The sequence below is a fragment of the Methyloglobulus sp. genome (assembly GCF_040079455.1).
Taxonomy (GTDB): domain Bacteria; phylum Pseudomonadota; class Gammaproteobacteria; order Methylococcales; family Methylomonadaceae; genus Methyloglobulus.
On the sequence record NZ_JBEBKJ010000137.1, the window covers coordinates 1 to 5206 of the forward strand.

The window sequence follows — 5206 nt, forward strand, 5'->3', positions numbered from 1 at the left end:
TGCCAATAATATGAAAAAAATAGCCGTTTTATTTGTTAGGGTCATTGTGGTTTACTTTTTCCTTAATACAGCGTTTATGGGGATCAGTCATAACGGTGTCTTGTACGCGCAAAGCCATACGCCCAAAAAAGGGTTTGTCACGTTGCAGGAACATGAGCAGCTTAAGCAGGAAATGAAAACACTTAAGATGCAGATGCAAACACTTTTAAAAAACCCGCCATCGTCGATTTCGGCGACAACTAAGCCCGTTTCTACGGCGACTTCATCTCAAGCAAGCAAAACTGAACTTACCAAGACAAAACAGGCATCAACAGCGAATACGCCGGCATCAGCGGACAAGAATTCATCTCGAGCAAGTACCCAAAAAAATACCCCTACTGACCGTGGCGCTAGTTTAGCTGAGGGGGATCGCAAAAAAGAAGCCATAGAAGCAAAACGACAGTTAGATGTGTTTTTGCGTAGTCAAAAATTATTATTTAAAAAAGGCGAGCTTCAGACTGAGTTGGATTTAGTTTATGCAAAAGATAATGGAGGAAGTACAATACTTGGTAGTAATCCTTCTGTTATAGTGCCAATTCAAGCTAATCGTTCAGCAGGGGCGACTGCTATTTCGCGTTACGGTCTCTTGGATAATGTTGAGTTCGATCTTACTGTTCCCTTCAGTTACGTTGAGCGGGATTTTCTTGGTTTAGCGCATCAAGAGCGTACCGGCTTGGGTGATATCGGCCTAGGCCTTCGTTATGCGGCTTGGAGGGAGGACGGTACATTACCGGACATCATTTTGAATTTAAACGGTACCGCACCCACTGGCGATAGATCAAATAACTTATTAGGCAGCGGTTCCGGAAGTATCGGTACTTCGGTGACAATGGTTAAAACCCTAGATCCGGTGGTGCTTTTCGGAAATCTCGGCTATGCAACATCCGTAGGCGTTTCTGGCAGCGATGAAATTCCTTACTCGCTCGGCATGGGTTTTTCATTGAATGATAGGGTCAGTTTTTCCATGAGCATGGCTGGTTCATCTTCGTTAAACCGTTCTACAGGCACGACCTCTCTTCTGGATTCATCAGGTAATCTTGTGAAACGTTCAATTACAGTCTCTAGCCAAGACATTAACACGATGCAATTTAGTTCAACCATACAAATAAAGAAGAACCTGTCGGTTGAACCTTTTGTGAGTTTCGGCCTAACGAAAGAATCACCAGATTTTGCTGTGGGCATACGCTTGCCTTATCGGCTTGATGGGAAATATCCCTTACCTTTCTAGCTAACAAAAAGTCTGTATTTGCCGTCGCTGGCGAGAGTTCAGGTCAAAAGGCTTAAGCGGTTGTTGTCAATTGGGGTGTAAATAATACTAACCCCAATAAGTTCTCATTGTTACCTTCTCCAAAGGGAGAAGGCTAGGATGAGGGGATTTATATAACAACTTTTTGGGATTGGTATGACGCTAAAAACTAGGAGCTGTTCTCAATTAACCATAACCTATTGAACTTAAAGAATTTTCAAAATATCAATTATTTTATAATACATTGATTTTTATTAAAAAATACCTTCTATAAAACTTAGGGGGCTTTGCGAATTGGTCATCAACCCCTCGCTGCCCACAGTCAAGAAATAAGGAATTAAAAAACATGTTTTTTAATTCCTTATAAACAGCGAATGCCGGAGTGCAAACCTAGGCTTGTACTCTGGGTGAAAGGGGTCTCAACGCTTAACTGTGGGCAGTGCATCAATCCCTGGAAGCGAAAACGGCCACGCCGTTCCATTTCCCACAACCCACGTCAAGACCAAATCCAAGCCCTATTCTAATACCAGCACAACACAACTTAATGACTAATAATACCAATCCCAAAAAGTTGTTATATAAATCCCCTCATCCTAGCCTTCTCCCTTTGGAGAAGGTAACAATGAGAACTTATTAGGATTGGTATAACAGGGCTTATTCGGCACGAGATATAACTCTCAGCTCATTTTACCTTGGCCTAAGTAATACCAATCCCAATAAGTTGCTATACGAATCCCCTCATCCCAGCCTTCTCCCTCTGGAGAAGGTTTCAATGAGAACTAATTGGGATTGGTATAAGTTACTTAGGTCAATACCATTAAAAATCAAGCACAAAGACATCAACCGCTTTATTAGTATCACCGGCAACCAGATTGTTAGCCATGGAAAAATACGCCACATGATGTCCGTCGGTACTCATCGTAGGCAGAAAACTGTGATTATTTCCCCGGACGCCTCGTGAACTGGCGCTGACCAGGTAGGTTGCGTTAGTCACTTGGTCTTGGATGAAGACATTGCCCACGTTGTCTTGCGTAGTGGCATTAAACGCCAGAAAATGTCCATCGCCACTGATGCTGGCGTTACCACTACCGTCGTCCGTCGGCAAGCCTGGAACGTCGGCAATAGCATAAGTTATTTGTCCATTAAACACGTTATAGATGAGGGTTTTGGTAAAGCTGGTACCTCCTGCAAACCCAGCAAAAGGATTTGCAGTCGCAACAAACACCGCGAATTGGCCATTGGCGCTGATCTTAGCATCGATTCCACCCAGGTACATGGGTGTGTTACCAATGGTGATATCATTTGTGAGACTAATTGTCTGCCCAGAAAAGTTGTCATGGACAAAGGCATCCCAACCCCTCTTTTTGTCGTTAGCGACTAAATTTTCTGAGAGGGATGTGAAAGCAACAAACCGACCATCGCCGCTAATAGTAGCCGAACCAGCACCACTATATTGGTCGCCTTGGCCGCCTTTGCTGCTGACACTGACCCGTTTTGTTGTTCCAGCCGTAAGGTCACGGACGAAAATATCGCTGACACCGTTGGTATCGCCTGGCACAAGATTGTCAGCAAAGGATTCAAAAACCACAAAGCGACCATTTGCGCTAATACTGGCCTTATTGGAACCAGCATTACCCTGAATCTCCTTGGAACTGACACTGACTAGGCTGGTGGTATGCATTGCATTGTCGTGGATTAAGACATCATTTTGGTTATTGGTATCACCTTTGGCGAGCGAGTCAACCCAGCTTTCAAATACCACGTAGCGACCATCGGCACTCATACTGGGAAACATGCCAGGACCTGCGACACCCTTGGAGCTAACGCTCACCCGCGTGGTTTTTTGGGTTTTGCGATCATGAAAATAGACAGCCTCAGCATCTTTCACGCCGCCAGGAACTAGATTGCTTGAAGTTGAACCAAAAGCGACAAAACGGCCATTGGCGGAAATGCTCGGACTAGATGAGGTTGATGCGCCACGGTTAGCCTGTCCACCAAAGGATTTGACACTTACCCGCGTCGTTTGGGCATTAGCAATACCGCACATTGCATTCAACAACAGGCCTATAAATAAACAACAATATGTCCTTGATAACGATTGATTTTTTGTAGTCATTTTTATTCCTTCACGTAGCTAAAGTTTAAAAAATATGTCATCGTGTAATGGTGGTGCTAAATGGATGCTTTAGAATCCACAATACCCCTGCTTGCGCATCACATCAATCAGCCTTAAACAAATAATCATATTAACGGCAAAGTCATGCGTATTTTCTATAGTACATAGAAAATTGCAGAATTGCGATAATAAATTGATTTCCCACTTGGTTAAAGCTCTGCCGAACAGTGCCAGTTGCCAAACCTAAGGGTTGTTATTATCGCAATCAGAATCAATCGCTTATTCTTCGTACATTTATAAATCATCCTTATAGTAAATAAGGAAGGATAAAAAATGAATCTAGAATTTCGGTAGAATTGCGGGAAATGGAGGGCGAATGCAACCCTGTACTATATAACCCTGCATTCAAGAAACATGCCGTGCAGATTTATGACGCTGGTTAAGACTTGTGACCCAGTAGTACTGTTCGGAAATCTCGGTTATTTAACAACCTTGGGCGTTTCCAACAGGGACCAAATATCCAATACTCTTTTCACTGAATGATCGGGTTAGTTTTTCAATGAGCATGTCAGGTGCGGCAGCGATTAGCGGTACTGAATCGACATTAAACAAGAAAAAGGTCGCCTTCCCACGGAAAGTATTCTCTCCCATTTTCAGGCGGCAACTAATCTAAACCAGCGATTGTTAAATAGCGAAATGCTGGTTAACAGACCCAATCCAACTACGAACATTGATAGCGCGCTCGGTAACGGGACACTAGAAACAGTAAACCCAGAATCAATCGGATTAAAAGTAATTGGGTCAAGAATATCGAAAGCTTGATTTCCAGGAATCCCTGAGCCTAAAAAATTGAATGACACTGAGAACCCCTTTAGCGCGGTTTTCGGCGCAATGCCCGAAACAAGCGCAAGCGAATCGTAAAATCCATCTGATGGCAACACAGTATCTGGCTGATTAACTACCACATCCCACCCGCTTGGCGTGTGTCCAACAGCAAGATTGCTATATTCGCTACCCGCAAAGTAAATTGAAAGCTCTTCTATATTGCCCGACAATGCACCGTTACTTACGGTGTAGGAATATTCCCAACGATTACCACCGATATGATTAGTCTCATAGCTGATGGTAGCGGCCTCCCCACGTATCATGAAACCAAAGAAAACCAGCATAAAATAGAATACATGACGCATTTTCATCCTCCCACTTAAAATAAAAAAGCATTTTTGATAAATACGTTTATAAAGTTAAGTTACTTTGACTTTTAAGAAAGCCTTAATAATTACAGTCTATTAAGATCTATTTTTCACCTTAATTATAACACTTTAGATACGGGTTTCCATTTTAACGTCGCGATTGAACGAACACTCTGGTTGGCAACAATATTCCATAAGGGGATCTCTATTAATTAAATTTTGAGCGCGTCCTATATATTTCAATAACATATATGGGGATCTCTAATAATCCCCTCTCCCTCTGGGAGAGGGCTAGGGTGAGGGAAATGACCACTTGATTTTAAAGCCCTCATCCCAACCTTCTCCCAAAGGGAGAAGGGGCTTTTTGAATTTTTAGAGGTTACCATATTTCTAAAAATACTGAAAAAAGCAATTATTATAGGTTTCCATAGGGTGTCGCGTTATTAAAACCCTGAGAGTGTTTACGTAAAGATACATATATATTTCCGTTGGTACTCTAGGAAGGTAGTTGAGTTAGTCAGGGCTACCCACAGCTTGATGGAAGCATTGACCATGAACTCCTTTTTAGAAACCACCTTGGTGCGACGCGTCATCCGCCCCAAATGATGTCGC

Annotated in this window: 3 protein-coding genes; 1 reads left to right on the forward strand and 2 read right to left on the reverse strand. The window is 42.8% G+C overall.

Annotated features, from left to right (window positions below):
- On the forward strand, positions 1-1267 hold a 1267-nt coding region (locus tag ABL924_RS17730; protein WP_349028425.1), incomplete at its 5' end, for a transporter.
- Between the two features lie 835 nt (positions 1268-2102).
- Here ABL924_RS17730 and ABL924_RS17735 read toward each other — a convergent pair.
- Both ABL924_RS17735 and ABL924_RS17740 read right to left on the reverse strand, forming a co-directional pair.
- A complete protein-coding gene (locus tag ABL924_RS17735; protein WP_349028426.1) occupies positions 2103-3401 on the reverse strand; it encodes a hypothetical protein in 1299 nt (432 codons plus the stop codon).
- Positions 3402-4054: 653 nt separating this feature from the next.
- On the reverse strand, positions 4055-4591 hold the full coding sequence (locus tag ABL924_RS17740) for a hypothetical protein (RefSeq protein ID WP_349028427.1): 537 nt from the start codon (positions 4589-4591) through the stop codon (positions 4055-4057).
- Between the last annotated feature and the right edge of the window lie 615 nt (positions 4592-5206).